Source organism: Pectobacterium aroidearum (assembly GCF_015689195.1).
Classification (GTDB): domain Bacteria; phylum Pseudomonadota; class Gammaproteobacteria; order Enterobacterales; family Enterobacteriaceae; genus Pectobacterium; species Pectobacterium aroidearum.
Map to the genome: position 1 here is coordinate 61,866 of NZ_CP065044.1, position 25,917 is coordinate 87,782.

Genomic DNA, 25,917 nt, shown 5'->3' on the forward strand with positions numbered 1-25,917 from the left:
TAAGATGACACAAGTCACTGAACCTGTTGTAAATAGCGCACCGAAGCCGATGACCCCGCTACAGGAATTCTGGCACTATTTTAAACGTAACAAGGGGGCGGTCGTTGGCATGGTGTATGTCGTGCTGATGCTGGTGATCGCCATTGGCGCCAACGTACTGGCACCACATGCGCCTGCTGAGCAGTTCCGCGATGCGCTGCTGCGTCCGCCGGTATGGCAAGAGGGCGGAAGCTGGCAGTTTATTCTGGGAACGGACGATGTTGGGCGCGATGTCCTGTCCCGTCTGATGTATGGTGCACGCCTGTCGCTGCTGGTCGGCTGTCTGGTGGTGGTGCTGTCGCTGGTGCTGGGGGTGATCTTCGGTTTGCTGGCCGGGTATTTCGGCGGTGTGGTTGATGCGCTTATCATGCGTATCGTCGATATCATGCTGGCGCTGCCAAGCCTGCTGCTGGCGCTGGTGCTGGTGGCCGTCTTCGGGCCTTCGATTGTGAACGCTTCGCTGGCGCTGACCTTCGTAGCATTACCGCACTATGTCCGTTTGACCCGTGCGGCGGTGCTGGTGGAAGTTAACCGCGATTACGTCACGGCTTCACGCGTGGCAGGAGCCGGTTCGGCGCGCCAGATGTTCGTCAACATTCTTCCTAACTGTCTGGCGCCGCTGATTGTGCAGGCGTCTCTCGGTTTTTCTAACGCCATTCTTGATATGGCTGCTTTGGGTTTCCTCGGTATGGGCGCACAGCCGCCAACGCCAGAATGGGGCACCATGCTGTCGGATGTTTTGCAGTTTGCGCAAAGCGCCTGGTGGGTGGTGACGTTCCCCGGTCTGGCAATCTTACTGACGGTATTGGCGTTTAACCTGATGGGGGACGGCTTGCGTGATGCTCTCGACCCCAAACTCAAGCAGTAACAGAGGTAGAGAGATGGCGTTGCTCAATGTAGATAAACTGTCGGTTCACTTTGGTGACGAGGATCTGCCGTTTCGGGCGGTCGATCGCATCAGTTATCAGGTGGAAGAAGGGCAGGTGGTCGGTATCGTCGGGGAATCCGGCTCCGGTAAATCTGTCAGCTCGCTGGCGATAATGGGGCTGATTGACTATCCCGGCAAAGTGATGGCCGACAAGCTGGAATTTAACCAGCGCGATTTAAAGAAAATTTCCGAGAAAGAACGGCGTAATCTGGTGGGCTCTGAGGTCGCGATGATCTTCCAGGACCCGATGACCAGCCTGAACCCGTGCTACACCGTGGGCTACCAGATTATGGAAGCCATCAAGGTGCATCAGGGTGGTAACCGCAAAACCCGTCGTCAGCGGGCGATTGACCTGCTGACGCTGGTCGGGATTCCCGATCCGGCTTCGCGTCTCGATGTGTACCCGCATCAGCTTTCCGGCGGGATGAGCCAACGCGTGATGATTGCAATGGCGATTGCCTGTCGACCGAAGCTGCTGATTGCCGATGAGCCAACGACGGCGCTGGACGTGACCATTCAGGCGCAGATCATTGAACTGCTGCTCGAACTGCAACAGCGCGAGAACATGGCGCTGATCCTGATTACGCACGATTTGGCGCTGGTGGCTGAAGCGGCACACCACATCATCGTGATGTATGCCGGTCAGGTGGTGGAATCGGGCAAAGCGGCGGATATTTTCAGCGCGCCGCGTCATCCGTATACCCAGGCATTACTGCGTGCGCTGCCGGAGTTCGCGGCGGACAAATCCCGACTGGCATCGCTGCCGGGCGTGGTGCCGGGCAAATACGATCGCCCGAACGGCTGTCTGTTAAACCCACGCTGCCCCTATGCGGAGGACCGTTGCCGTCAGGAAGAACCTGCACTGCGCGATATTCCTGGTCGTCAGGTGAAATGTCATACACCGCTGGATGATGCGGGGAGACCGACCCTATGAGTGAACTGAACGCTACATCGCAGCCGTATTTACTGCATGCGATTGATTTGAAAAAACACTACCCGGTGAAGAAAGGCTTTTTCGCACCGGAGCGGATGGTGAAAGCGCTGGACGGCGTTTCCTTTACGCTGGAGCGCGGTAAAACGCTGGCGGTGGTGGGAGAGTCTGGCTGTGGGAAATCCACGCTGGGCCGTCTGCTGACGATGATCGAAACCCCGTCTGACGGCGAGCTGTACTATCAGGGGCAGGATCTGCTGAAACCCGATCCTGAAGCGCAGAAGCTGCGCCGTCAGAAGATCCAGATCGTGTTCCAGAATCCTTACGGATCGCTGAACCCACGTAAGAAAGTCGGACAGATCCTCGAAGAACCGCTGCTGATCAACACTGAATTGTCAAAAGCCGAGCGTCGTGAAAAAGCGCTGGCAATGATGGCGAAAGTCGGGCTGAAAACGGAACATTATGACCGCTATCCGCATATGTTCTCTGGCGGCCAGCGTCAGCGTATCGCTATCGCTCGTGGGCTGATGTTGGATCCGGATGTGGTGATTGCCGATGAACCGGTTTCGGCGTTGGACGTATCGGTGCGCGCACAGGTGCTGAACCTGATGATGGATTTGCAGCAGGACTTGGGGCTGTCTTACGTCTTCATCTCGCACGATCTGTCAGTCGTCGAGCATATCGCTGATGAAGTGATGGTGATGTATCTGGGTCGCTGTGTCGAGAAGGGCAGTAAAGAGGCCATTTTCAACAACCCGCGTCACCCTTATACACAGGCGTTACTGTCCGCGACGCCGCGTCTGAACCCGGATTTACGCCGCGAGCGCATCAAGCTGACTGGTGAGTTGCCCAGCCCGCTGAATCCACCGCCAGGCTGCGCGTTCAACGCCCGCTGTCAGCGCTGCTTCAGCACCTGCACACAGTTCCAGCCGCAGTTGAAAACCTACGGCGAACAGCAGGTTGCCTGCTTCGCTGTCGATCAGGACGAACAAGGCATCGCCGTCGCCTAGTTTGCCTTTGATTCCCCACGCCGCTTTAACGGGGCGTGGGAGCTTTGGTGTTTTGCCCAACCCGTTGAGCGCGAAAGACTGGTGATTGGGACTGTAAGTATCCCGCTTAATCGGACCATTCACATTTAGAGATCTTCCGGCATACTGAATATGTCCCTGGAGGAGATCGCTATGCGCAAAGCACGATTCACCGAACACCAGATCATCGCTGTTCTGAAGTCCTTCGAAGCCGGACGCACCGTTAAAGACGTCTGCCGCGAGTCCGGGATCTCTGAGGTCTCGTACTACAACTGAAAAGCAAAGTTCGGCGGCATGGAATCCTCTGATATCAAAAAGATGAAGGGCCTTGAGAATGAAAACCGCCGGCTGAAACAGATGTTTGCGGACCTGAGTCTCGAGTGCCGCGCCCTGAAAGACGTTATTGAAAAAAGCTTTAAAACCAGCGATAAAGCGTGATCTGGTCAGCCATCTGACCGCGCAGTTTGCCATGAGCTCACGTCAGGCATGCAGGACACTGTCGCTGAGCAGGACGGTATTTCGTTATCAGCCGGATACGCGACGTGGTGAGCCGGTCATTATGGCGCTGACCGTGGCGGCTGAACGCTATCCACGATACGGATTTAAAAAGCTTTTTCAGGTGCTGCGCAGGCAGGGCAATATCTGGAACCATAAGCGTGTGCACCGGATTTACTGCCTGCTGAAACTGAATTTTCGCCGTAAGGGAAAACAGCGCTTGCCGGTGCGTAACCCGGCTCCGCTGGCGACGCCAGAGGCGATGAACCAGAGCTGGTCCATCGATTTTATGCACGATGCGCTGGTGTGCGGCAGATGCTTCCGGACCTTCAACGTGGTGGATGATTTTAACCGGGAAGCGCTGGCGATCGAAATTGACCTGAATATCCCGGCGCAGCGGGTCGTGAGAGTGCTGGACAGGATCGTGGAAAACCGGGGATATCCACTGAAAATGCGGATGGATAACGGTCCGGAGCTAATCTCACTGACGCTGGCACAATGGACAGAAGAGCATGGTGTGATGCTGGAATTTATCAGGCCTGGCAAGCCCACGCAGAATGCCTTTATCGAACGGTTCAACCGGACGTACAGGACAGAAATACTGGATTTTTATCTGTTCAGAACGCTGAATGAAGCACGGGAAATTACAGAGCGCTGGCTGGCTGAATATAACAGCGAGCGCCCTCATGAATCCCTGAATCACCTGACGCCGGAAGAATACCGGCTGATGGCTGAAACCCCGGAAATCTCAAAAAGTGCGTGGAACTAAAACGGGTGCGCTTACAGTTACATTACGGCTTCGGCTATTTATACTGATTTTAAAGTATGAATAAAATTCGTTATCTACTCAGTTCATAGACTAATGCTATGTTTCATAGTTATAGAGGAGAGGTTGGAGTTTATTAATATTTCGTGCAATGAAAAAATGGGAAGTTCTTCCATAGAACTTCCTACTATTAATGACTTTACATGTCATTTAATATTTCATCAAGCCAGCTACTATTCGAACGTTCACAAGTAACATGCCCACCGAAGGAAAGTACACCATTAGATTTTACTTTTCCTTTATATTCGAATTCTGGTAATGCAAAGAGGTAACTTATCTTATCAACATTTTTTTTCTCCAAAAGAAGAGATACTTCAGACGTTATAAAATCAAATTCTTCTTCTAGTATGGTGTTTTTTTTTCTAGAAAGGTCACCTAATTCTCCTTGTTCTTTTCCATACCATATAATAATCGCATGATCGTAATCGATGAATCTTCTTTTTAAATGAAAGTCTCTTTCAAATTTACATTCATTATCATGGATAATAAAATTATCCATGATAGCTTCATAATCATTCGAAATAGAGTACCAGATTGCGTATTTTTCCTTACTCATTATTTCAACACCTATTATTAAAATGGAAGATCAAATGGCCCAAATGGAAGTCGTTTACTAGACCATTTTCTAACGGCATCCAAATAGCTATTAATATCTTTTGCTTTAGCAGAGATTTTAATAAGTTCACTATGAGCTAATGAGGATTGAGTCGTAACACCACCGCTATGTGGTAGAGTATGCGTCCCCATAACACCAAAATCGTCCAAGAACTTGACCTGGCCAGTCGGTGTTCTCCACTTCATATAGTCGTTAAACGAAACACCCATTTGTTTAAATTTGTCAGCTTGAGAGACAGGTAGCCATTCATGGAACCCACCGCCTTTTGAACCACCTGCTTTACGAAGTCGATCCATGATATTTTCTTTAAACTTTGGATTACTCCAAGCGTCCCTGAATTGCTTCTGTGTCGAGTTATTCCAGAATTTTTCAAATCCTGCTTTTCCTCTTCCCCATTCTTTTAGGTACTTACTGCATCCAGCTAATCCTAATGGGTCGATTAATTCATTGGGATTCGGCACGTAAGCGTAGTTATTATCTCCCCCCAGCACCCCTATCGGGTCAGGCGAGACGTAGCATCCACCATTCGGGTCGTAGTACCGAAAACGGTTATAACATAGCCCGCTTTCGCTGTCACGGTACTGTCCGGCAAAGGCAAGTCCCGGGTCGGCAGAGTCTTCCGTGGAGCCTGGTCGCTGGCCCCAGAGGGTGCTTTTCGGTGCCTGCCAGCGCAGGGTGCCGTCGGGTTTGTACAGGGCCTGTGGTTCACCGTTCTGGCTGCTGGTGACAAAATCGGTTTCCCAGCGTCCGTCAGTATTCTGCCGTTGCTGAACCAGCAGCTCCCAGCCGTTGTGTACCCAGTGGCGACGGGCAATCTGTTCACCGTTGCGATAATGCCGTACCTCGGCGATTTGGTCGCCGTCCCACAGGTAGCGGATATCGTCCTGTGTCTGTTCACAGCGTTTGCCGGTCCGTCGCCCGAACGGGTCATAGCGGTAGAACCAGCGTTCGCCTGTCGGAGTATCGACGACTCGGAGCTGGTTACGGCTGTCCCAGCGGTAGTGCCAACCCGCCGTCCGCCATCAACCTCAAGGGCCGCTGGCTTGAAGCGTCGGGGTTTATGACCGAGATGCCTATCGCCATTACTGTTGAGTGTGGGAGACTGGTGATTGAGACCGAGATTAATCTGTAGGCGGCGGATAATAAAAAGCCGGAAGGATCTTTACGATCGCTTCCGGTTTATTATAACCTAAAAGATTTTTTTATATTATTTTTACTTTCTTTTGATAGAGCAAACGATATGTATATATTGTTATCAACTCTCTTAAATTTCACTGCATAATTTTCTGGTAGCAACTTGATAAAAGATCCAGATACACTATTTATATCATCAGGCTCTAGATCGCCACCTGTAGTATCTTCACCTGCCCCAATGAATATATTTCCTGATGGAGCATTAATGTACGCAACACCGTCATAATCATTTAAATATTCAACAATATTTATTAAATATTCGCCATCGCTGCCTAAATTTAAAAAAACAGCGTTACCATTATTGATTTCATCTATTTCATCCTCCTCGATACTCCACCAATCAGCCGTATCCGTAATGCGATGCTTAAGTGATTGTAAATCAAATATAACTATCGTTGCAGTATCCGTGAAAATATTGAAGTTGATATTCATTTCATGCCTCAATTAAATATTATCGCACTTATTTTATCACCAGGTTGAAGTCCTGCTTTTCTTCCTGCATTTTTAAGAGCACTACCAACACTTTTGTTGATGGTTTCATTCAGCATTTGCAATCGCTGTGTTGCGGAACCTCCCACGATTAGATCAACAGGGTGGTCAGCATTTAATTTTGATAGATCCGGTGCTTTACCAAACATTCGTTCGTAACGCTCAGAAACAGCCTTTCTATATGAACTCTGGACAGAGGATATTCTTACATCATGTGTGCCCGGAGACCAAACTAATTCCCCTCTCTTGGCCGCTCTATTGAGTGCATTTTGTTTTTTCATGAACTGGCGTTCTAAGTAATTTCTTTCGGTTGAGGATAAATTACCTTTGCTTAAGATTTTAGGCTTACTTGCACGTAGTATATTTTCACAACCAGCCAACCCCAGTGGATCAACCCACGTATTGGGATTCGGCACATATCCATAGTTGTTATCTCCCCCCGCTATCCCTATCGGGTCAGGCGAGACGTAGCAACCACCGTTCGGGTCGTAGTACCGAAAACGGTTATAACATAGCCCGCTTTCGCTGTCACGGTACTGTCCGGCAAAGGCAAGTCCCGGGTCCGCAGAGTCTTCCGTGGAGCCTGGTCGCTGGCCCCAGAGGGTGCTTTTCGGTGCCTGCCAGCGCAGGGTGCCGTCGGGTTTGTACAGGGCCTGTGGTTCACCATTCTGGCTGCTGGTGACAAAATCGGTTTCCCAGTGTCCGTCAGTATTCTGCCGTTGCTGAACCAGCAGCTCCCAGCCGTTGTGTACCCAGTGGCGACGGGCAATCTGTTTACCGTTGCGATAATGCCGTACCTCGGCGATTTGGTCGCCGTCCCACAGGTAGCGGATATCGTCCTGTGTCTGCTCACAGCGTTTGCCGGTGCGCCGTCCGAACGGGTCATAGCGGTAGAACCAGCGTTCGCCCGTCGGGGTGTCGACAACCCGGAGCTGGTTACGGCTGTCCCAGCGATAGTGCCAGACCTGTGGGCGGTAGCCCGGCTGAACCACCTGTTTACGGATGAGTCGCCCGGCTTTGTCGTACTGGTAATGGGTATCGTCGTGCTGAGTCAGCCTACCCGCCTGCCATTCGGTGAGTCGGGAAGTCTCCTGCGGCAGACCGTTGCGTGTATAGCGATAGGCTTCGTCAGTATCGACCGTGTGCCCTGCGCCACCGCTCAGGACGGACAGCACCCGCCCGGTGGCATCCAGACGGTAGCCACGGGTTTCACGATTGTGGCGAACGCCAGCCAGATTGCCCGCACCGTCGTACAGGTATTCCTTTGTCTGTGTGGCATGGAGTCGACCGTCCTGCTGCTGACCGCTCATCTCGCGCGCCAGCCAGCCCATCACGTCATATTCGCGGTGTTGGACGAACGCCCCGCCTGAACGGGACGATTCCCGTCCGGCGGCATCATGGGCAAGGGTGAGCTCCGCACCGTCCGGCAACTGCACCTGTTGCAGTTCACCTGCCGCGCTGTAGCTGAAGGTGCTGACCAGCGCGTTGTCGCTCTCGTTTTCCCAGACCAGCGTCCGCGTCACGGTGCGTGCGGTATCGTCAAACTGGCGGGTGAGCAGGGTGCCGTTCAGCCACTCCCGCACCACCCGGTCACGGAGGTCATATTCCAACTGGACGTGACTGGTGGCAGAGGTGACCTCGGTCAGCCTGCCTGCGGCGTCATAGCGGTAATACTGGGTATCGTCCGGCGCAGTTTCTTTAATGAGCAGCCCACGTCCGTCATACAGAAAGTGGCGAGTTTCGCCTTCGCCATTACGGATGGCGATGCAGTGGCCGTCTTCGTCGTAGGTATAGTGGGTGTCGGTCCCTGCCATATCCCGCTCACGGATAACCCGCGCATCGGCATCCAGCCACCATTGCCAGCGGCTGCCATCTGGGGCGATAACGGCGACCAGCTGCTGGCTCTCTTTGTCATACTCGTAACGCCAGGTACGCTCCTGTGCATCCGTGCGTGAGGTGAGCAGGTCAAAAGGACCGTAGCTTTGTCGCCATAGTGCGCCGTTGCCGTCCACATAGCTCAGCAGGTTGTTATGCTTGTCGTACTGACGTTTTTCTTCTTTCTCATCAGGACGGACGAGTTGCTCCGGTAGCTTCCAGCTCGCACGACGATAGCCTAGCCTGTATTGTGCGCCGTCCGGCCGCTGCCACTGCACCACTCTGTCCTGCTGGTCATAGCGCAACTGCTGGGTGCGCCCCAGCGCATCGCTGGCGCTCAGCAATCGTTGGCGATGATCGTAACGCAGTCGCGCCTGAACCTCGCCGGCCTGATCGCTTACCTGCGTCAGCAGGCCATGGCGGTTCCAGGTAAATCGGACTTCGCGGGTATCTGGTCCCGTGAGTTTCTCCGGGTTGCCTGTCTCATCGAACGCCCATTGCCAGATGCGCCCCAGCGGATCGGTGATGCCACATAACCGCTGCGCCTCGTCGTAGTCATAGGCCCAGGTATGGCCGCTGCCGTCAGTGAAGGCGCTGACCAGACCGCTATCGTCCAGATACGTGAACTCAACCACCCGGCCAGCTGGGGAAATCTCACGTAGCAAGTTGCCGTGGTCGTCGTAGTCGTAGCGGGTGATGTGCCCTAACGGGGATTTCTCCCAACTCATTAGCGACAGCGCGTTAAAACCAAATTCGCTGCGCTGACCTAGTCCGTCGGTCATCACCACGCGATCGTCGAGATACTCAAAATGCGCCGTCAGGTAGCCGTCGGCACAGGTGGTATAGACGCAGCGGCCTTGATAGTCATATTCGTAACGCGCCCAGGTCTGGTCGTTGTCATGCCAGCGCGTGAGTCGGTTTTCGCTGTCGTAGTCGTAGAACAGGTGATAGGCATGGGCGGCATCGGCTTCGATTAGGCGACCCAGTTCGTCCTGTCGGTATTCAGCCAGCAGGGTTTTCTGCCCAGTATCAATACGCTGTATCTGGTGCAGATATTCCCCTCGCCACACCAACAGTAGCTCGATATCGTCGCTGTGGCGGATCTTGCGCAGATAGCCTTTTGGATCGCGGATCAGGGTAATGCGGTTGTCATGCGGGTCATGTATCGAAGACAGAAGTAGCCGATCGCCCTGAGGCACATCGAATTCACGCCAGGTGAGACTGTCGCGATCCCACAGGCTAAAGCCCTTTGCCCGCCGATACAGGGTAAAAGCCGGATAGAGCGGACAAAATACCGACTGCACATCCTGATGGAACGTAAAATCGATGTCATATCCCTGCGCCAGCGTGATGACAACGTGGGTATTGAGACCATCACGGCTGACTTGCGCTGTTTCGCTCCAAGTGTCATACCAGCCGCGCCCCAGCAACCCGGTATGGGTGGAAGAGGATCGATACGTGCGCTCAAAAAGTAGGGGGAGTGTTTGCCCTAGTTCAATATCCTGACGCATTTCGATGACATCCCCGCTGGGAATGTAGACCGGATCTTTCAGAAAGCCTCGAGTGGCTTCCTTAATGCGCGCTAACCCTTTGTTATTTTTAAAGCCTTTGCTGGCACAGCGAACCGCTTTTCGTAGCCCTACCGCTGTTCTTAGCGCCCCCATCCGAATGCCTTTGAGCACGGCAGTGGGGCCACGGGTAAACAGCTTGCCTAGCCCTTTGAACATGCCCCGGCTTGGCGGCACCAGAAACTCCACCGCGATCAGTAGCGCTTTTTCCCACCAACTGAATTCGTCACTAATCTTCAGGCAGGTTTGCTGTCCGGAACCAAAAAAGACGGTTGATGCTCCTTCCTTGATAGTGGCACCACAGACGGTTTTATCGTCGATACGCGCAGCCGGAGAGCCATTGACGTAAACGGTCTCACTGCCTTGTGCAATCAATTGAGGCGAGTTGTGTTTGGTACAGGCGACCGTGTCAACCTCGGCGCGGGAAATCTTCTGCTTCTCCGCAAACACCGTTCCTGAGCCTGAAGAAACCGGCCCAAACGGCGGGGATCCGCTGTCTACCATGGCGGAAACTTTGCTGGAGACGCTGCTAATTAGCCCTCCCAGTAGGCTGACTGCACCAAACCCCACCGCCAGTTTAACTGCCCCGACAACCAGCGCCGCCCCCATGCCGCCCGTCCCGACAACGGCGACGGCAATCGCTCCTGCGACAGCCGCTGCGGCGGCAAAAACCACCGCAGCAACGACCGCCCCAGCGATAGCGCCGGCCAGCGCGCCGAGAAAGCTTTTGTGCTTGATGGTTTTGCCCGGTGATGTCGGCGCTTTTCCCTGGCCCGGTTGAGGACGTTCGGCAGGCGGCGTCGGGCCTTTGCCTGCGTGCATAGCACCGACGCGGGCAACGCGGTTCAGAATATCACTCAGCATGATGACTCCTTTCAGGTGGCGGCTTTAAAGGTCTCGACCACCGCCAGCATTGCTGTTTTCTGCTCCGCACTGAGCTCGCCTGCTACGGTTACGGTAAACGTCAGTAATAACTCACCGCGTACCTGCATCACGACAACCTGATGCATTGGGCCTTCCGGTGACCGCCAGGTATATTCCAGACCGTGTGCGGGTTTCCCATCCAACGTCAATGTCCAAACGCCACGCTCTTCATACCCTTTCAGGTGTGCCGCAAATTGAGCCAGTGTCTGCTGATAAACCGTTTCTGCCGTCAGACCGAAATCAATCGGGGTGCGGTTGACAACCAGATTGATGGCATCTCCCGGAAGAACAAAAACGTGGAGTGATTCATCGCGCCAATCGGCAGGGATAGCCAGTGTCCCTTCATTCATCTGATACATATTCATCCTTAATTCAAATCGATACGGGTGCCGTTCAGCGTCAGGTTATTCCCGACGATCTCAATATCCCCGCTGTGCTTGATTGATATATAGCCCGCACCCGTACCAATCTGAATGCTGCCATCTTCGGCGTGGATAAAGATGTTGTTCGTCACCCTCAGCGTTTCATTGTCTTCCACGACGGTGCTTCGGTTTTTCTTCACCACCACCGTCTGCTCCCCCTGGATCTCGGTAACCTGATCGGCAATAACAGAAACCGTCTGGTTTTGCTGCACGACGACAGTCTGATCGCGGCCAATGTTTTCGTTGTGATCCACATTCACCGATGTACTGCGGTTATTCAGCACCACGGTGTTCATGTCCTTCTGGGCATGGATAAACACTTCTTCCTGACCGGCCTGATCCTCAAAGCGCAGTTCGTTGAACCCGGCGCCTTTGTGGGTCGTGGTGCGCAGTGTCGTGCGTGTCTTGTTGGCGGGCAGCGGGTAGGGTGAGGGATTGGTGGCGTGGAAGGTTCTGCCCGTCACGATGGGCTGATCCGGGTCGCCTTCGAGGAAGCTGACGATGACCTCATGGCCGATGCGCGGAATAGCGATCAAACCATACTGACCGCCTGCCCAACCCTGGCTGACGCGTACCCAGCAGGAGCTCTGGTCATCGTTTGCGCCATAGCGGTCCCACGGGAATTGCAGTTTCACCCGGCCGTACTGGTCGCAGTAAATTTCTTCACCCGCCGGGCCGACGACGGTGGCGATCTGCGGGCCGTCTACCATTGGTTTGTATGGCAGGTCGGCGCGCCAGGTCGTGCTGGCTTTCACAACTTCAAAGCTGTTGCTGTAGGTGGTCGGTTCGCCGCCGCTTTCCTCTTCCAGCGCCTGCGGCTGTTGTCCGCTGTGGGTGATGGCGACCAACTGCCAGCCGATATTGAGTGCCAGATTGGGGTGTTCGGTTAAGGTAAAACTGCTGCCCGGCATCAGTTCCGCGGCATTCGATTCGCCCGAGCCGGTCATCGCCCCTACTCGCAGTGCATCCAGCCGATAGCCGGTAAAGGCTTTACCGCTCGGATCTTGTTTAAAACGACCGGGGTAGTCGAAGTGTTGGTAACTTTCGCGCTGGTGTTCCAGTTCTCCGCTGATTTTCTGGTGCAACAGGCCATAGGCTGGGGTTTTGAAGCTGTAGTCTTTGAGTGCGACTTCTGCTGTGCTCACCGCCTCGGCATAGCGGAAACGACGCACATATGCGCCTTCACTCAGCCCCTGTGTCGCCAGGTTGAAAAACAGCTCAGGGCCTTTTGCCAATGCACCTGCATCGTCGGCAAAGACGACGCGGTGTTTGCCTTCCTCAAACTCATGGAAGAAGAACAGGCCTTCTTCGGCAGCCAGTCGTGCAATAAAGGCCAAATCGCTTTCGCGGTACTGCACGCAATATTCCCGCACTGCGTGCTCGTTGCGCAGCGCAAAGGCGTAGTCGGTGATGCCCGCTTCTTCCAGCAGGGCGCCGATAATTGCCTCAGGCTTCTGCGCCTGAAATATACGAGCATTGGTACGTAGCCCCAAACGCCACAGGGCCGGACGGACTTCTGCCTGATAGCGCGTGCGGCGAAAGCCGGTATCGCCCTGCGCAAACGCGCTGACAATGCCGCTTACTCGTCTTTGGAGTTCACCTTCGTACCACACCAGGAGTTCGCAGGGCTGGTCGAGAACCGCACCAAAATCGATCCCCGGTAAGGGGCTGGCCAGATTCAGCGACAGGGCAAACGGCTGGTTGAGCGCCTCGCTGAGCTGAAAATCCACCACGGCAAAGGTCGATGCAGGCAATGCGCCGACCTTAACGGTGAACTGTAATCCTGTACTGTTTGCCATCCGTCCTCCTGATGCTGTCATCCACACTCAGGCATGGCGTGGACCATGGCTCAATGCAGAAAACCCGGGCAAGCCCGGGTTAGAGAGAAATTACGCTTCGATCGGCGCACGCCAGTCATCAGAACCGGAGGTACCGGCAACGGTGTGTTCCCAGTCAATTTTGCGGTAGGCCAGTGACACTTCAATCAGTTGGGTGTAATCCAGTTTTGATGGATCCTGGCAGTGTGGCATCTGGCAGTTGATGTCAACGATGGTGGAATCGGTCAGCACGGTAGAGAAGAAGTGCTCCTGCTTGCCTTCAACTGACGTGCGGTACCACTTCAGGGTGACGGTCGGCAGCATTTCACCGGACGCCAGGGCGTTGTACATCAGCGGAACCGCTTTGTTCAGCGCAACGGTGAATTTGAACGGCTTGTGTACGCGCTGGCCGGATGGCTGACCAGACTGCGGGTCGGTTGGTACGGTGACGATGTGTTTGAATTCCTGTACCAGCATTTCGTCTTCGTGGCCTTCCACATAGATGTTGCCGACAGAATCAGACGTGAAAGCACCAGCGGTGATGTTGCCCTGCGTTTTACCTTCGATGCTGATATAGCATGGAGTTGGCATAGTCTTGCTCCTTGTTATTGAACGGAATGAGTAACTTCGCCGTTCACATAGCAATCCGTGTGCCAGAATTTATGTGTTTGTTTTTTAATGAAAATTACTTAATTCAAATTTTACCTAAGCGAAATTTGAGCAAAAAATTGCGCAGACTTTGCGAATCGTTTGCAGACATTGCGTAAAAAGTGATTTTCACCAGAAAGTGAGCAATAAGTTGCGCAGAATGCGCATTTATTCTGAAAATTTTAGTTAGTGTTGAGAGATGGCCGTCTTTTTTGAATGAATCAGCGATTAATCAGGGCATAAACCAATGTTATTACCGATTAAAAGGGAAAAATAATCCCAATAATGAATCGTTAGCCGACTTATGTTGTGGGTGACTGTAATATGGGTGATGGCAATGAGATGGCGAAATCAGGTGAATAAATCGAGGGAATGTCGGTCGCAGATTTGGCACTGCTATCACGACGTGCTGAAAGATAGTCGGTGACAAAATAAAAACAGTGGGGCAAATGTGCCTGTACCCCACCGTATTTCGTTTAATGACGAGTCTATTGTGGCGGCGAATTAGCCTTCCTGCATCGCCTTTTCAACTTCTTCCGCCAGAATCGCAATACCCTGTTCGATTTTCTCCGGTTCCGGCACATAGTTCATGCGCATACATTGATGAGCGTGCGGCCAGCCTTGATCCAGACCGGGGAAGAAATAGTGTCCCGGCACCATGAGGACGCCGCGTTTTTTCAGGCGCTGGTACAGGATTTCCGTCGTGATAGGCAGATCCTTAAACCACAGCCACAGGAAGATTGCGCCTTCCGGTTTATGAATCAGGCACTGCTCAGGCGACAGGTAACGACGAATAATCGCGATCGTTTCCATCACGCGCTGCTGGTAGAACGGGCGTATGACGTCGTTAGATAAGCGCAGCAGATCGCCACGTTGAATCATCTCATGCGCCAGCGCCGGACCAACTGCACCCGGAGACAGACTAATGATGCCGTTCATGTTACCGATCGCGGAAATCACCTTTTCATCCGCAATCACGATACCGCAGCGTGAACCGGGCAGACCCAGCTTGGACAGGCTCATGCACAGGATGATATTCGGGTTCCACAGCGGCGTCGCGTCGGTGAATATAATGCCGGGGAAAGGTACGCCATAGGCGTTATCAATCAGCAAGGGAACCTTGTGCTGCTGCGCCAGAATATCCAGACGCATCAGCTCGTCGTCGGTCAGCACGTTACCGGTCGGATTCGTTGGACGAGATACGCAGACCAGCCCGATATCATCAGTAATCGACAGGTTATCGAAATCAACGTGATATTTGAATTGTCCTTCAGGCAACAGTTCGATCTGTGGGCGAACGGAGACGAACATGTTGTCGTCCAGCCCGGAATCCGAATAGCCAATGTATTCCGGTGCCAACGGGAACAGCACCTTTTTCAGGCTGCCATCGCTGTGGCGACCTGCGAACAGGTTAAATAAGTAGAAAAACGCACTCTGGCTGCCATTTGTCAGCGCAATATTCTGTGGTCCAATCTGCCAGCCTAATTCATTACTCAGCAGTTCGGCCAACGCTTTAAGCAGCGTATCCTTACCTTGTGGGCCGTCGTAGTTGCATAGCGCTTCCGTTAATTTCCCTTGTTCCAGCATATCCTGACACAGCTGCTGGAAGTAGCTATCCATCTCTGGAATGTGTGCCGGATTACCGCCTCCCAGCATGATTGCGCCTGGCGTCCGCAGCCCTTCGTTCAGGTCGTCCATTAATTGGGTGATGCCAGCGTGGCGCGTGAATTTCTTGCCGAAAAGAGAAAAGTTCATAGTTTATTTATCAGTGGTCGTACACAGGTTAGCGGCAACCATAGCGCTTGCGCCAATAGGGTGCAATGTGGTCAAAAAACAATCTGATGATTTTTTATCTCGTCATATAATTGAAATTTAGCATGAATGTCTGAGTTTACCTTCGGCAGGGAAATAGGTTTTATACGACATGATTTATGTTGCTGAAACGATGTCAGCTTTTGCCGATCAATATCTCAATAATTCTGCAACTATAGATTCTATTCATGATGATTTAGTGATGCTAATCAGATAAATAACGCGGCAATGCTGAGCTTTTCCATCTGGTGATAGCTATCACATTCTGACCATCAGCTGATTTGTAGTCTTTAGCTCGCATTAGCTAAAACAATTCAGCAAAGAGGGATGGTTAACATGAAAAAATTACTGGCTATAGGCATTACACTGGCGCTGACATCATGGCAACTATCGGCGCAGACGTTTGTGCTGACAGATGTTGAAAGCAGTGTAGAAAAGGGAAACTGGCAAATTGGTAGTGATGCTCTGAAGATCAAAAATCAGCATTTCAGCATTGAGCAAAAAGTCCTGCACGGCGGACGTCAGGAAGGCAGCAAAGTGATTACGATTACCAGTCAGGACGGTCTGAAAATTGCTCTCAGCCCGACGCGAGGGATGAACTTACTGCATGTGACGGGGAAAAACATCCGTTTGGGGTGGGATTCACCGGTTGATGAGGTCGTAAACCCGAACACCATCAATCTGGAAAGCCGTAACGGACTGGGCTGGCTGGAAGGTTTCAATGAGATGATGGTGCGCTGCGGCTTCGAATGGACGGGGCACCCGGTCGTCAGCGAGGGCATGATCTACACCCTGCATGGCCGCGCAGGCAACACACCGGCTTCAAAAGTGGTGGTGGAAGTCAGCGATAGCGCACCGCATACCATTACGGTGCGGGGCCTGCTGAAAGAAAACAGCTTCAAGAAGTCGAATCTGGAAACCTGGACCGAGCTGCGCTACGTTCCCGGCAGCGAGTCGTTTACCGTGCATGATGTGTTGACCAACAAAGCCGACTACGCGCGCGACTATCAGATTATCTACCACAGTAATTTCGGCACGCCGATTCTGGAGGACGGTGCGCGTTTCATCGCGCCGGTGAAAGAGATTTCTCCGTTTAATGACCACGCTAAAGCGGGTCTGGCAACCTGGCAAACCTACAAAGGGCCGACAAAAGATTTTGATGAGATGGTGTTTAACATTACGCCGTATACGGATGGGCAGGGCAAAACTCTGGCGGCGCTGGTGAACAAGGCGGGAGATAAGGGCGTGTCGATTGCTTTTGATACCCATCAACTGCCGCTGCTGACGCTGTGGAAAAACACGGATACGGAAAAACAGGGCTACGTCACAGGGATCGAACCCGGTACTAATTACGCCTACCCGGTTACGATTGAACGTGAGCAAGGGCGGGTCAAAAAGCTTCAGCCTGGTCAGAGCACGACGTTTGAACTGACATACAGCTTGCTGAGTAGCGCAGAAGCGGTACAGAAAACGGAACAGAAAGTAAAAGCCATTCAGGGTGATAACAAAACCACGCTGACAGAAAAACCGATCGCCATCGAGTAAACGCTCTCTAGACCGGCCACCGATTCAGGTGGTCGGCTGTCCCATGTCATGGTTCCGCTTAGTCATTGTCACGTAACGTCATAATTATCTTTTCTTATCCGTTTTTTCATTTTACGCGTACCTTGAGGAAGGTATTTGTTACGTATTTGATCAGGGGATGAGAATGTCGGTGAAAGATGCGCTACTCGCGCTTTGTGTCGTGGTGTTATGGGGTGTGAATTTTGTGGTGATCAAGGTCGGCCTGAATGATATGCCGCCCTTTTTACTGGCAGGGCTGCGTTTCTCGCTGGTGGCGCTACCGGCTATTTTCTTTGTTCCGTTCCCGCGTATTCCCCTGAAATGGCTGATTGCCTATGGCATGACAATCAGCTTCGGTCAGTTTGGCTTTCTGTTTCTCGCTATCAAGCTCGGTATGCCCGCGGGGATTGCCTCGCTGGTGCTACAGGCTCAGGCTTTTTTTACGCTGCTGGTTGGCGCGGTTTTGCTGTCGGAAAAGCTGCGTTGGAATCACGTTGTTGGGATTCTGGTCGCCGCGATAGGGATGGTGGTGCTGGCAGAAGGGCGCACAGCGCTGCAAATGTCCTCCGGTATGACCACTACCACGCTGCTGCTGACGTTGGCGGCGGCGCTGTCATGGGCGGTCGGTAACATCGTCAATAAAGTGATCATGAGCAAAAACAGCGATGTACGCATCATGTCGCTGGTGGTGTGGGGTGCATTGGTGCCTGTCGTGCCGTTTTTCATCAGTTCCTGGCTGTTCGAAGGCAGGGACGCGATTGTCCACAGTTTAACGACGATCCAACTGCCGACGATCTTGTCGTTAGCGTATCTGGCGTTTGCGGCCACCATCATCGGTTACGGGATTTGGGGAAGCCTGCTGGCGCGCTATGAGACCTGGCGTGTGGCGCCCTTATCGCTGTTGGTGCCGGTGGTTGGGCTGGTCAGCGCCGCCGTTTTTCTTGGTGAATCGCTCTCGCTGCTGCAAATCATGGGGGCGGTGTTGATTATGGCCGGCCTGTTGGTGAATGTGTTTGGCGCGCGGTTACGTTCATGGCTACCTGTGCGGCAGTCATAGCGGTGCAGTTGAACGATTTGGGTATGTATTATCTGAAAGGGAAAACAGCGCCTGGGGGCGCTGCCTATCGTTATTATCCTTGTGCTTTCAACGCCTGACGCATCCCTTGCGTCAGAATATTGCCCAGATCGGCTGCCACCTGCTCCACTAAACCTGAGCGCTGGGTGAGATCCTCTCCCCAGTGTGCGGTGTCTGCGAGTACTTCGTTGACTAACTCATGCACGGTTAGATCGGTCCCCACGCGTGGCCACAGCTGGCGGTAACGGGTGAGCCACTGCTCATCATCCTGTAAAGGATAAGTTTCGCCCGCTCGTTCTCCGCGGTAGAAGGCAATCAGTGCGGCCAGCGCAAACGTCAATCGTGCCGGAAAGCGCGCGTCACGGTGGCCTGCCAGCAACTGCGGCAGAATACGTGTGCGGAATTTAGTCATGCCATTGAGTGCGATGGAGAGCAACTGATGGCGAATATAGGGGTTCTGAAAACGTCCGGTGACGGCATCGGCAAATTCACGCAGCTCATTCGCCGGTAAATCGAGCACAGGGATGATCTCTTGATGTAGCGTATTTTCTACAAAGCGACGTACATCGGCGTCCTGCATCGCTTCACCTACTGTATCCAACCCGCAGAGCCAGGCAACCGGAACCAGAGCGGTGTGTGCACCATTCAAAATCGCCACTTTACGTTCTTTATACGGCCTGATGTCGTCAACAATGCGGATATTAAGCGGGCATTCCGCAAGTTTCAGCTCATCTGCCAGCCAACCGGGACCTTGAATGACAAAGAGATAAAAATGTTCGGCGGTATCCAGAAAGGCATCGTGGTAGCCCAGCTCCTCTTCCTGCGCTGACGACTCTTCACGTGGGTATCCCGTTACGATTCTGTCCACGAGCGTGGAACAGAAGGTGTTGGCTGTCTCAATCCAGTCGAGAAACGCGGGTGAGAGTTGCCATTCCTGAGCATAGCGCAGAACCAGAGCTTTGAGCGCCTCTCCGTTATAGTCGATCAGTTCGCAGGGAATAATGACCCAGCCTTTATCGCTCTCACCGTTAAAATGCGTAAAGCGTTCCAGCAACAGGCGTGTCAGCTTGGCAGGAAAACTGACCGGCGGCGTATCGTTGACGCTGTCGCCTGCGTGATAGCTGATGCCCGCTTCCGTGGTGTTTGAAAAAACAAAACGAATGGCGGCGTTATGAGCCAATGCCAGATAATCGGCAAAATGCTGATACGGGTTAATCTCGTTATTCACCGAACGGATCAGGCGCGCATCGCTGACGGCCTCACCCTGTTTGTTAAGCCCTCTAATGACCGTGGTGTAAAGCCCATCTTGCGTATTGAGCGACGGCGGAAAATCGGTATTAATAGGGCGCACAATCGTCACGCCCGCCTGAAGATCGGTCTTCTCATTCAGCACATCCAACTGCCAGTCTACAAAGGCGCGCAGGAAGTTGCCTTCACCAAACTGAATCACTTTTGTTGGATAGCATGCGCCGGGAAAGTTTTTCCGATTCAATGTCTTCATGATTATTCCCTCATCAGAATGTGATGACGCCTTTGATCAGCTCACGGTTGTTAATGACATCCTTTTCATAGATGTCAGCCAGTGTGGAAAAGGAATAACGGTGCGTCAGCATCATTTCTGCGGTGAGTTTACCTTCAGACATCAAACGACCCACTTTGGCGAAATCTTCCGGTGTGGCGTTACGACTGCCCATCATCGTGGTTTCTTTCTTATGGAAGTCAGGATCGGAGAACTGTAAATCACCTTTAAACAGACCGACAAACACGATGCTGCCACCGTGGCGGATCAGGTTAATGGTGTTGTTCATCGCATGCTGATTTCCCGTGGCATCGATGACTTTTTCTGCCAGTGAACCGCCAAATTCGGCACGTAGCTGGGCCTCAAAATCCTCGGCAGAGGGATCGACGACCGAAAGATTTAGGTGGGCAATAACGTGCTCGCGGCGGGCTGCACTGGTATCTGCGACAACCACGTGAGCGCCGTCTGCTTTGGCGATGGCTGCTGCGCCAAGGCCAATCGGTCCGGCACCGACGACCAGCACCTGTTCACCCTGTAGCACCTTTGCCCGACGAACGGCGTGCGCACTAATGGCGTAGGGCTCGATTAACGCCGCCGCCTGTGGGTCGATCCCTTCTGCAAGCAACACGTTTGTGGCGGGCACCGCCAGATATTCGCTAAATCCGCCATCCTGATGTACACCAATCACTGAAATTTTCTCGCAGCAGTTGGTACGGCCGCTCTTGCAGGCAGGACATTGCTGACAGGCGACATAGGGAATGACGGCAACCTGCTGGCCTTTTTTAAATTGATGTACATTTTTGCCCGTATCGACAACCTCTCCACATATTTCGTGGCCTAATACGCGTGGGTAGCTAAAAAAGGGTTGATTCCCTCCCCAGGCATGAATATCTGTGCCACAAATACCCACAGAATTAATTTTAATTAATGTTTCATCTTCACCCGGAATAGGTATTTCACGTTTTTTCCAGACAAGTTTTTTTGGTTCCTGGCAAATCAATATATTCATTGTTGACATGATTATTCTCTCCTGTTTTTTGTTTTTTCAGATATTGATGAAAAAAAATATTGATGAGAGACAGGAGCTATAAATTGTGAATGCGGACTCATAAAAATGTTTTAAATCGGTTTTTAATGTGCTCAAAAAAGGAGATCTCTCATGAGTCGTTCACAAAATTTACGTCACAATGTCATTAATCAGATTATCGATGATATGGCCCGTGGTCATATTCCCTCGCCTCTGCCATCGCAAAATGCGCTGGCAGAAATGTATAACATCAGCCGCACAACGGTGCGTCATATTCTGGTTCATCTGTGTGACTGCGGTGTGCTTATACAGGTTGGCAGCGATTATGTGATTGCCCGAAAACCCGACCACGACGATGGGTTCACCTGTATTACCGCCCCGATGGCTGAGCAAAACCGCATTTTCGAGCAGGCATTTTTCACCATGATTAACCAGCGTCTGCTACGTGTGGGAGAGACATTTTCAGAGCTACAGCTCGCACGGGATGCGGGTGTAAGTCCGGTAGTCGTACGTGAATATCTTTTAAAATTCGGGCGTTACAATCTGATTCAGAACGAAAAGCGTGGGCAGTGGAGTATGAAAGAGTTCGATCAGGCTTACGCGGAACAGCTGTTTGAATTACGGGAAATGTTGGAGACACATGCTCTGCAACACTTCCTCAATCTGCCGGACGACGACCCCCGTTGGCTAGAGGCTAAAACCTTGCTGGAGCGCCATCGCATGTTACGCGACAGCATTGGCAACAGTTTTCGCATGTTCTCGCAGCTCGATCGTAGTTTTCATGCGCTTTTACTTTCCGCTGCTGAAAATGTCTTTTTTGATCAGTCGCTTGAAATCATCTCTGTGATATTCCATTTCCATTACCAGTGGGATGAAAGCGATCTCAAACAGCGCAATATCATCGCGATTGACGAGCACATGACCATCCTCAGCGCACTGATTTGTCGAAGCGATCTGGATGCCACGCTGGCGCTACGTAACCATTTGAATTCAGCTAAACAATCGATGATTCGCTCAATTAATCAAACAGTGCGAGCTGACTATTAAAAACCAATTAAAAACCGTAAATCATTATCAAGAGCACGGTTTTATCAAAATAAAAACGCCTGAGAAATATCTCCTATCTATGCTCACGAGAAGTCGACTGTATTAATAAAAATTCGTGAGTGGTGATGACGTATTTCATTGCTTTCCGTTTAAAACCATTTTACTCAGCCCTGCGTTGAGTAAAGATAAAATTATAATATCCAGGAGCCAGACGTGGAAAAGAATAATATAACGCTAGACCCGCGTTCTTCGTTTGATACCCGTTCTTCAGCACCGCCAGAGGGAATAATTCAACGCAGTAGTCGCATTAAACGTATTCAGACTACGGCAATGATTCTGCTATTTTTTGCGGCGGTGATTAATTATCTCGACCGAAGTTCTCTTTCGGTCGCTAACTTAACGATTCGTCAGGAATTGGGGCTAAGTGCAACAGAAATTGGTGCATTGCTCTCCGTTTTCTCTCTTGCCTATGGGATTGCACAGCTCCCTTGTGGCCCGTTGCTGGATCGTAAAGGCCCGCGCATTATGCTAGGCCTTGGGATGTTTTTCTGGTCACTGTTTCAGGCACTGTCTGGCATGGTACACAGCTTCACTCAGTTCGTACTGGTCCGTATTGGTATGGGGATTGGCGAAGCACCGATGAACCCATGCGGCGTGAAGGTGATCAACGACTGGTTTAACATCAAAGAGCGCGGCCGCCCGATGGGATTCTTTAATGCGGCTTCAACGATTGGTGTTGCAATAAGCCCACCCATTCTGGCGGCGATGATGTTGGTCATGGGCTGGCGCGGTATGTTCATTACCATCGGCCTATTTGGTATTTTACTCGCTATCGGCTGGTATATGTTGTATCGCAACCGTGAGCAGATCGAACTCACCGCTGATGAGCAGGCTTACCTGAACGCGGGCAGCGTGAACGCTCGTCGCGATCCGTTGAGTTTCATTGAATGGCGCAGTCTGTTTCGTAACCGTACGATGTGGGGCATGATGCTGGGCTTTAGCGGCATCAACTATACCGCGTGGTTATATTTAGCCTGGCTGCCCGGCTATCTACAAACGGCTTATAATCTGGATTTAAAAAGCACGGGTCTGATGGCCGCGATTCCTTTCCTGTTTGGTGCCGCTGGGATGCTGGTGAACGGCTATGTCACGGACTGGCTGGTGAAAAGGGGAATGGAACCAATCAAGAGCCGTAAAATCTGCATCATTGCCGGTATGTTGTGCTCTGCGGCTTTTACCTTTGTTGTTCCACAGGCAACAACCTCAATAGAAGCGGTATTACTGATTAGTATGGCGCTGTTCTGCATCCACTTTGCGGGAACATCGTGCTGGGGGCTGATCCATGTTGCCGTTGCGTCGCGTATGACAGCATCGGTCGGCAGTATCCAAAACTTTGCCAGCTTCATCTGTGCATCATTCGCCCCGATTGTGACTGGCTTTATTGTGGATACCACGCATTCCTTCCGTCTGGCGCTGATCATCTGTGGTTGTGTGACGGTATTGGGTGCGCTGGCCTACGTCTTCCTCGTTCGTCAACCGATTAGCGATCCTCGTAAGGATTGATTCTCCGCCGCCCCGCATCTCTATCCCCTTTCTTCTGCGGGGCGGTTTTTTGTCACCTTGCCTTATGACGGTGCGTATTTATCGTGCAGCGTCGCAAAGATAAGCGGCTATTTTCGCAATTTCTCACGCCTTTCCTACGCTTCTTACTGCTGCTGATGAATCCGTTAAGCCGCGGTCGTTTATTGGCTCGGGCTTTGCAAGTTAGTTTTGCACGAGGGTAGACATAAAAGCAGTGAGTGAAATCAACGGGATAAAGGGGTCTTCATGAAAACAAAAAACACAACATCGGGAAAATGGTTGCTGTCGCTGAGCGTGGCAGCGCTGCTGGTGAGTGGAGCTGTGCAGGCGGCGTCAGCCCCTGCGGTGGAAGCGAAAAACGGTATGGTGGTTAGTTCACAGTATCTGGCTTCGCAGATTGGCGTCGATATCATGAAGATGGGCGGCAACGCGATTGATGCCGCGGTGGCTGTGGGCTATGCGCAGGCGGTAGTGAATCCCTGCTGTGGCAACATCGGCGGTGGCGGGTTTATGACGCTGCATCTGGCCGATGGAAAAGACACCTTTATCAACTTCCGTGAAACGGCACCGGCGGCGGCCAGCGCCAACATGTACCTGAACGCGGATGGGAGTGTGAAAAAGGATGCGAGCCTGTATGGCTATCTGGCCGCTGGCGTACCGGGTACGGTGCTGGGGCTGGATACCGCGCTACAAAAATACGGCAAATTGACGCGTGAACAGGTGATGGCACCAGCGATTAAACTGGCGCGTGAAGGTTTTGAGCTTACGCGGGCAGATACCGATATTTTGGATACTACGGTAAAACGCTTCAAAGCTGACCCTGAAGCGGCGCGCATTTTCCTGCGTCCTGACGGTAGCCCGTTGCAGCCCGGTGATAAGCTGGTGCAAACCGATCTGGCGAATACCCTGGCAGCGATTGCCGCGAAAGGGCCGGATGCCTTCTACAAGGGGGAGATTCCACAGGCGGTGGAGAAGGCGGCAAAGCAGGGCGGCGGCATTTTGACGGCGGCTGATTTTGCCGATTACCGTATTACCGAAACAGCACCGGTAACCTGCAACTATCGTGGCTATCAGTTTGTCTCTTCGCCACCACCTAGCTCCGGTGGCGTCACGATGTGTGAAATCCTCAATATTGTCGAAGGCTACGACATGAAATCGACAGGCTTTAATTCTGCTGCCACCGTTCATGTGCTGACGGAAGCAATGCGTCACGCTTACATGGATCGTAATACGTATCTCGGCGATCCCGCGTTTGTCAGCAACCCTGTCGAGCGCTTGTTGAGCAAAGACTATGCCGCCGAAATCCGCAAACAAATCGAGCCGGAGAATGCGACGCCGTCCAAAAACGTGCAGCCGGGGGTGGGTCCGCACGAGCGACCGGAAACCACGCACTACTCCATCGTGGATAATCAGGGCAATGCGGTGTCCACCACGTATACCGTGAACGGGCGTTTTGGTTCGGTGGTGATTGCGCCGGGAACAGGTTTCTTCCTCAATAACGAAATGGATGACTTTACCGTGAAAGTTGGCGAGAAAAACCTGTATGGGTTGGTGCAAGGAGAGCGTAATTCGATCGCCCCCGGTAAGCGCCCACTTTCGTCCATGAGCCCGTCATTGGTGACGAAAGACGGCAAGGTCTTCATGGTGCTCGGTTCGCCCGGTGGTTCGCGCATTATCACCATCACGCTGCAAACGGCGCTGAATATCATCGACCACGGCATGGCGCCGCAGGAAGCGGTAGACGCACCGCGCATCCATCATCAGTGGCTGCCGGACGAGGTGTATTATGAACAGCGCGGGCTATCTGCCGATACGCTGAACCTGCTGAAGCAGCGCGGCTACAAGATGGTGGAACAAACGCCTTGGGGCGCAGCGGAGCTGATTCTGGTCGGCTTACCGGGTGCGGCGGGTGTGACGCCTGCGGATTCGGGCAATGACTCAGCGGTATCCGGCAAAGTACGCGAAGGTTACCTGTACGGTGCCAATGATATCCGCCGCCCGGCAGGGGCAGCGATAGGGTATTGATTTGAATGCACGTCAGGAGAAGCGGTTTACTTCCCCCTACCTATGGATTATTTTTAACTATTCACAACATCCATGAATTAAACTTCATGGATGTTGTCTGAATTACTCTTAATCTCTTATTTTGGACCTTCCCACAAGAGTTTAGACTTCATTTCTTGTGGAACCATCTCAAAAAGAGATGATATAAGTTCTTTTTGACCGCTATAAGCTATTGAAATTTCATCGCTACAGTTTTCAATATAATACCTTGCTTGATTGTTAAGAAAGTAGATGTCGTGATCTTCAAAGTCTGGCGTCAAGATCGTGTAAGCCAGGTTATGGACAAGTTCTGCTTCATAGTAGCATGAACGATCGGTTCTTCCCTTATGTGACTGTATGTTCCGAATATAAGGGATCGCGAGGAGAAGCATTTTAACGTAGATTTCGTTTTTATTAATTTTCATTTTTTATTCGTTATTTTATTATAAA

The 25,917-nt window shown here is 52.1% G+C and carries 19 protein-coding genes and 2 pseudogenes; 10 read left to right on the top strand and 11 right to left on the bottom strand.

All coding sequences use genetic code 11. The annotated features are described in order from the left end of the window. The first annotated feature begins 4 nt into the window (after window positions 1-4). The 4 genes and pseudogenes from dppC to I2D83_RS00290 all read left to right on the top strand — a co-directional run bounded on the left by dppC (window position 5) and on the right by I2D83_RS00290 (window position 4,190). Window positions 5-907, top strand: coding sequence for a dipeptide ABC transporter permease DppC (gene dppC, locus I2D83_RS00275; RefSeq protein ID WP_205947337.1), 903 nt, complete (start codon window positions 5-7; stop codon window positions 905-907). A 13-nt stretch (window positions 908-920) separates the two neighbouring features. Then, complete coding sequence (gene dppD, locus I2D83_RS00280; RefSeq protein WP_181830475.1) at window positions 921-1,901, top strand: dipeptide ABC transporter ATP-binding protein; 981 nt, start codon at window positions 921-923, stop codon at window positions 1,899-1,901. Further along, window positions 1,898-2,908, top strand: coding sequence for a dipeptide ABC transporter ATP-binding subunit DppF (dppF, locus tag I2D83_RS00285; RefSeq protein WP_180779413.1), 1,011 nt, complete (start codon window positions 1,898-1,900; stop codon window positions 2,906-2,908). The genes dppD and dppF overlap by 4 nt, the downstream gene beginning before the upstream one ends. A gap of 171 nt (window positions 2,909-3,079) precedes the next feature. After that, window positions 3,080-4,190, top strand: a pseudogene (locus I2D83_RS00290) (IS3 family transposase). A 196-nt stretch (window positions 4,191-4,386) separates the two neighbouring features. Here I2D83_RS00290 and I2D83_RS00295 read toward each other — a convergent pair. Then, window positions 4,387-4,803 carry a hypothetical protein gene (locus tag I2D83_RS00295; protein ID WP_205947338.1) on the bottom strand — a complete coding sequence of 139 codons (417 nt, stop codon included), beginning with the start codon at window positions 4,801-4,803 and terminating at the stop codon, window positions 4,387-4,389. Window positions 4,804-4,820: 17 nt separating this feature from the next. Further along, a pseudogene (locus tag I2D83_RS22465) lies at window positions 4,821-5,885 on the bottom strand (RHS repeat domain-containing protein); the annotation flags it as partial. Between I2D83_RS22465 and I2D83_RS22285 the strand changes: the two are divergent. Next, the gene (locus I2D83_RS22285) at window positions 5,816-5,995 is read left to right on the top strand and encodes a SymE family type I addiction module toxin (RefSeq protein WP_205948116.1); all 180 of its coding nucleotides are present in this window, start codon (window positions 5,816-5,818) and stop codon (window positions 5,993-5,995) included. The pseudogene I2D83_RS22465 and the gene I2D83_RS22285 overlap by 70 nt on opposite strands. A gap of 50 nt (window positions 5,996-6,045) precedes the next feature. On the opposite strand, the gene I2D83_RS00310 is transcribed toward I2D83_RS22285, so the two are convergent. The 6 genes from I2D83_RS00310 to I2D83_RS00335 form a co-directional block, all read right to left on the bottom strand. Further along, the gene (locus I2D83_RS00310; protein ID WP_205947339.1) at window positions 6,046-6,489 is read right to left on the bottom strand and encodes a DUF6386 family protein; all 444 of its coding nucleotides are present in this window, start codon (window positions 6,487-6,489) and stop codon (window positions 6,046-6,048) included. Between the two features lie 8 nt (window positions 6,490-6,497). Then, entirely contained in the window at window positions 6,498-10,853 is a 4,356-nt protein-coding gene (locus I2D83_RS00315; protein WP_241007254.1) for an RHS repeat-associated core domain-containing protein, read from the bottom strand. An 11-nt stretch (window positions 10,854-10,864) separates the two neighbouring features. Further along, entirely contained in the window at window positions 10,865-11,272 is a 408-nt protein-coding gene (locus tag I2D83_RS00320) for a DUF1795 domain-containing protein (RefSeq protein WP_181847325.1), read from the bottom strand. An 8-nt stretch (window positions 11,273-11,280) separates the two neighbouring features. After that, window positions 11,281-13,134 carry a type VI secretion system Vgr family protein gene (locus tag I2D83_RS00325; RefSeq protein WP_205947340.1) on the bottom strand — a complete coding sequence of 618 codons (1,854 nt, stop codon included), beginning with the start codon at window positions 13,132-13,134 and terminating at the stop codon, window positions 11,281-11,283. A gap of 90 nt (window positions 13,135-13,224) precedes the next feature. Next, on the bottom strand, window positions 13,225-13,743 hold the full coding sequence (locus tag I2D83_RS00330) for an Hcp family type VI secretion system effector (protein WP_012772797.1): 519 nt from the start codon (window positions 13,741-13,743) through the stop codon (window positions 13,225-13,227). A gap of 561 nt (window positions 13,744-14,304) precedes the next feature. Further along, entirely contained in the window at window positions 14,305-15,555 is a 1,251-nt protein-coding gene (locus tag I2D83_RS00335) for a valine--pyruvate transaminase (protein WP_012772798.1), read from the bottom strand. A 393-nt stretch (window positions 15,556-15,948) separates the two neighbouring features. On the opposite strand from I2D83_RS00335, the gene I2D83_RS00340 reads away from it, so the two are divergent. Both I2D83_RS00340 and I2D83_RS00345 read left to right on the top strand, forming a co-directional pair. Continuing rightward, the gene (locus I2D83_RS00340) at window positions 15,949-17,157 is read left to right on the top strand and encodes an aldose 1-epimerase family protein (protein ID WP_205947341.1); all 1,209 of its coding nucleotides are present in this window, start codon (window positions 15,949-15,951) and stop codon (window positions 17,155-17,157) included. A gap of 163 nt (window positions 17,158-17,320) precedes the next feature. After that, complete coding sequence (locus I2D83_RS00345; RefSeq protein WP_180779079.1) at window positions 17,321-18,232, top strand: EamA family transporter; 912 nt, start codon at window positions 17,321-17,323, stop codon at window positions 18,230-18,232. Window positions 18,233-18,305: 73 nt separating this feature from the next. On the opposite strand, the gene I2D83_RS00350 is transcribed toward I2D83_RS00345, so the two are convergent. Both I2D83_RS00350 and I2D83_RS00355 read right to left on the bottom strand, forming a co-directional pair. Further along, on the bottom strand, window positions 18,306-19,751 hold the full coding sequence (locus I2D83_RS00350; protein WP_181847333.1) for a tagaturonate reductase: 1,446 nt from the start codon (window positions 19,749-19,751) through the stop codon (window positions 18,306-18,308). A 13-nt stretch (window positions 19,752-19,764) separates the two neighbouring features. Continuing rightward, window positions 19,765-20,787 carry a zinc-binding alcohol dehydrogenase family protein gene (locus tag I2D83_RS00355; protein WP_181847335.1) on the bottom strand — a complete coding sequence of 341 codons (1,023 nt, stop codon included), beginning with the start codon at window positions 20,785-20,787 and terminating at the stop codon, window positions 19,765-19,767. 141 nt (window positions 20,788-20,928) lie between these two features. Between I2D83_RS00355 and I2D83_RS00360 the strand changes: the two genes are divergently transcribed. From I2D83_RS00360 to ggt, 3 genes are all read left to right on the top strand, one after another. Beyond that, window positions 20,929-21,843: a GntR family transcriptional regulator gene (locus I2D83_RS00360; protein WP_012772803.1), complete on the top strand. Its 915-nt coding sequence runs from the start codon at window positions 20,929-20,931 to the stop codon at window positions 21,841-21,843. 213 nt (window positions 21,844-22,056) lie between these two features. Beyond that, the gene (locus tag I2D83_RS00365) at window positions 22,057-23,406 is read left to right on the top strand and encodes an MFS transporter (protein WP_012772804.1); all 1,350 of its coding nucleotides are present in this window, start codon (window positions 22,057-22,059) and stop codon (window positions 23,404-23,406) included. A gap of 264 nt (window positions 23,407-23,670) precedes the next feature. Beyond that, on the top strand, window positions 23,671-25,449 hold the full coding sequence (ggt, locus tag I2D83_RS00370) for a gamma-glutamyltransferase (protein WP_012772805.1): 1,779 nt from the start codon (window positions 23,671-23,673) through the stop codon (window positions 25,447-25,449). A gap of 116 nt (window positions 25,450-25,565) precedes the next feature. Here the strand turns inward: ggt and I2D83_RS22290 are convergent, their stop codons facing one another. Continuing rightward, window positions 25,566-25,892, bottom strand: coding sequence for a zinc ABC transporter substrate-binding protein (locus tag I2D83_RS22290; protein WP_241007255.1), 327 nt, complete (start codon window positions 25,890-25,892; stop codon window positions 25,566-25,568). Window positions 25,893-25,917 lie beyond the last annotated feature (25 nt).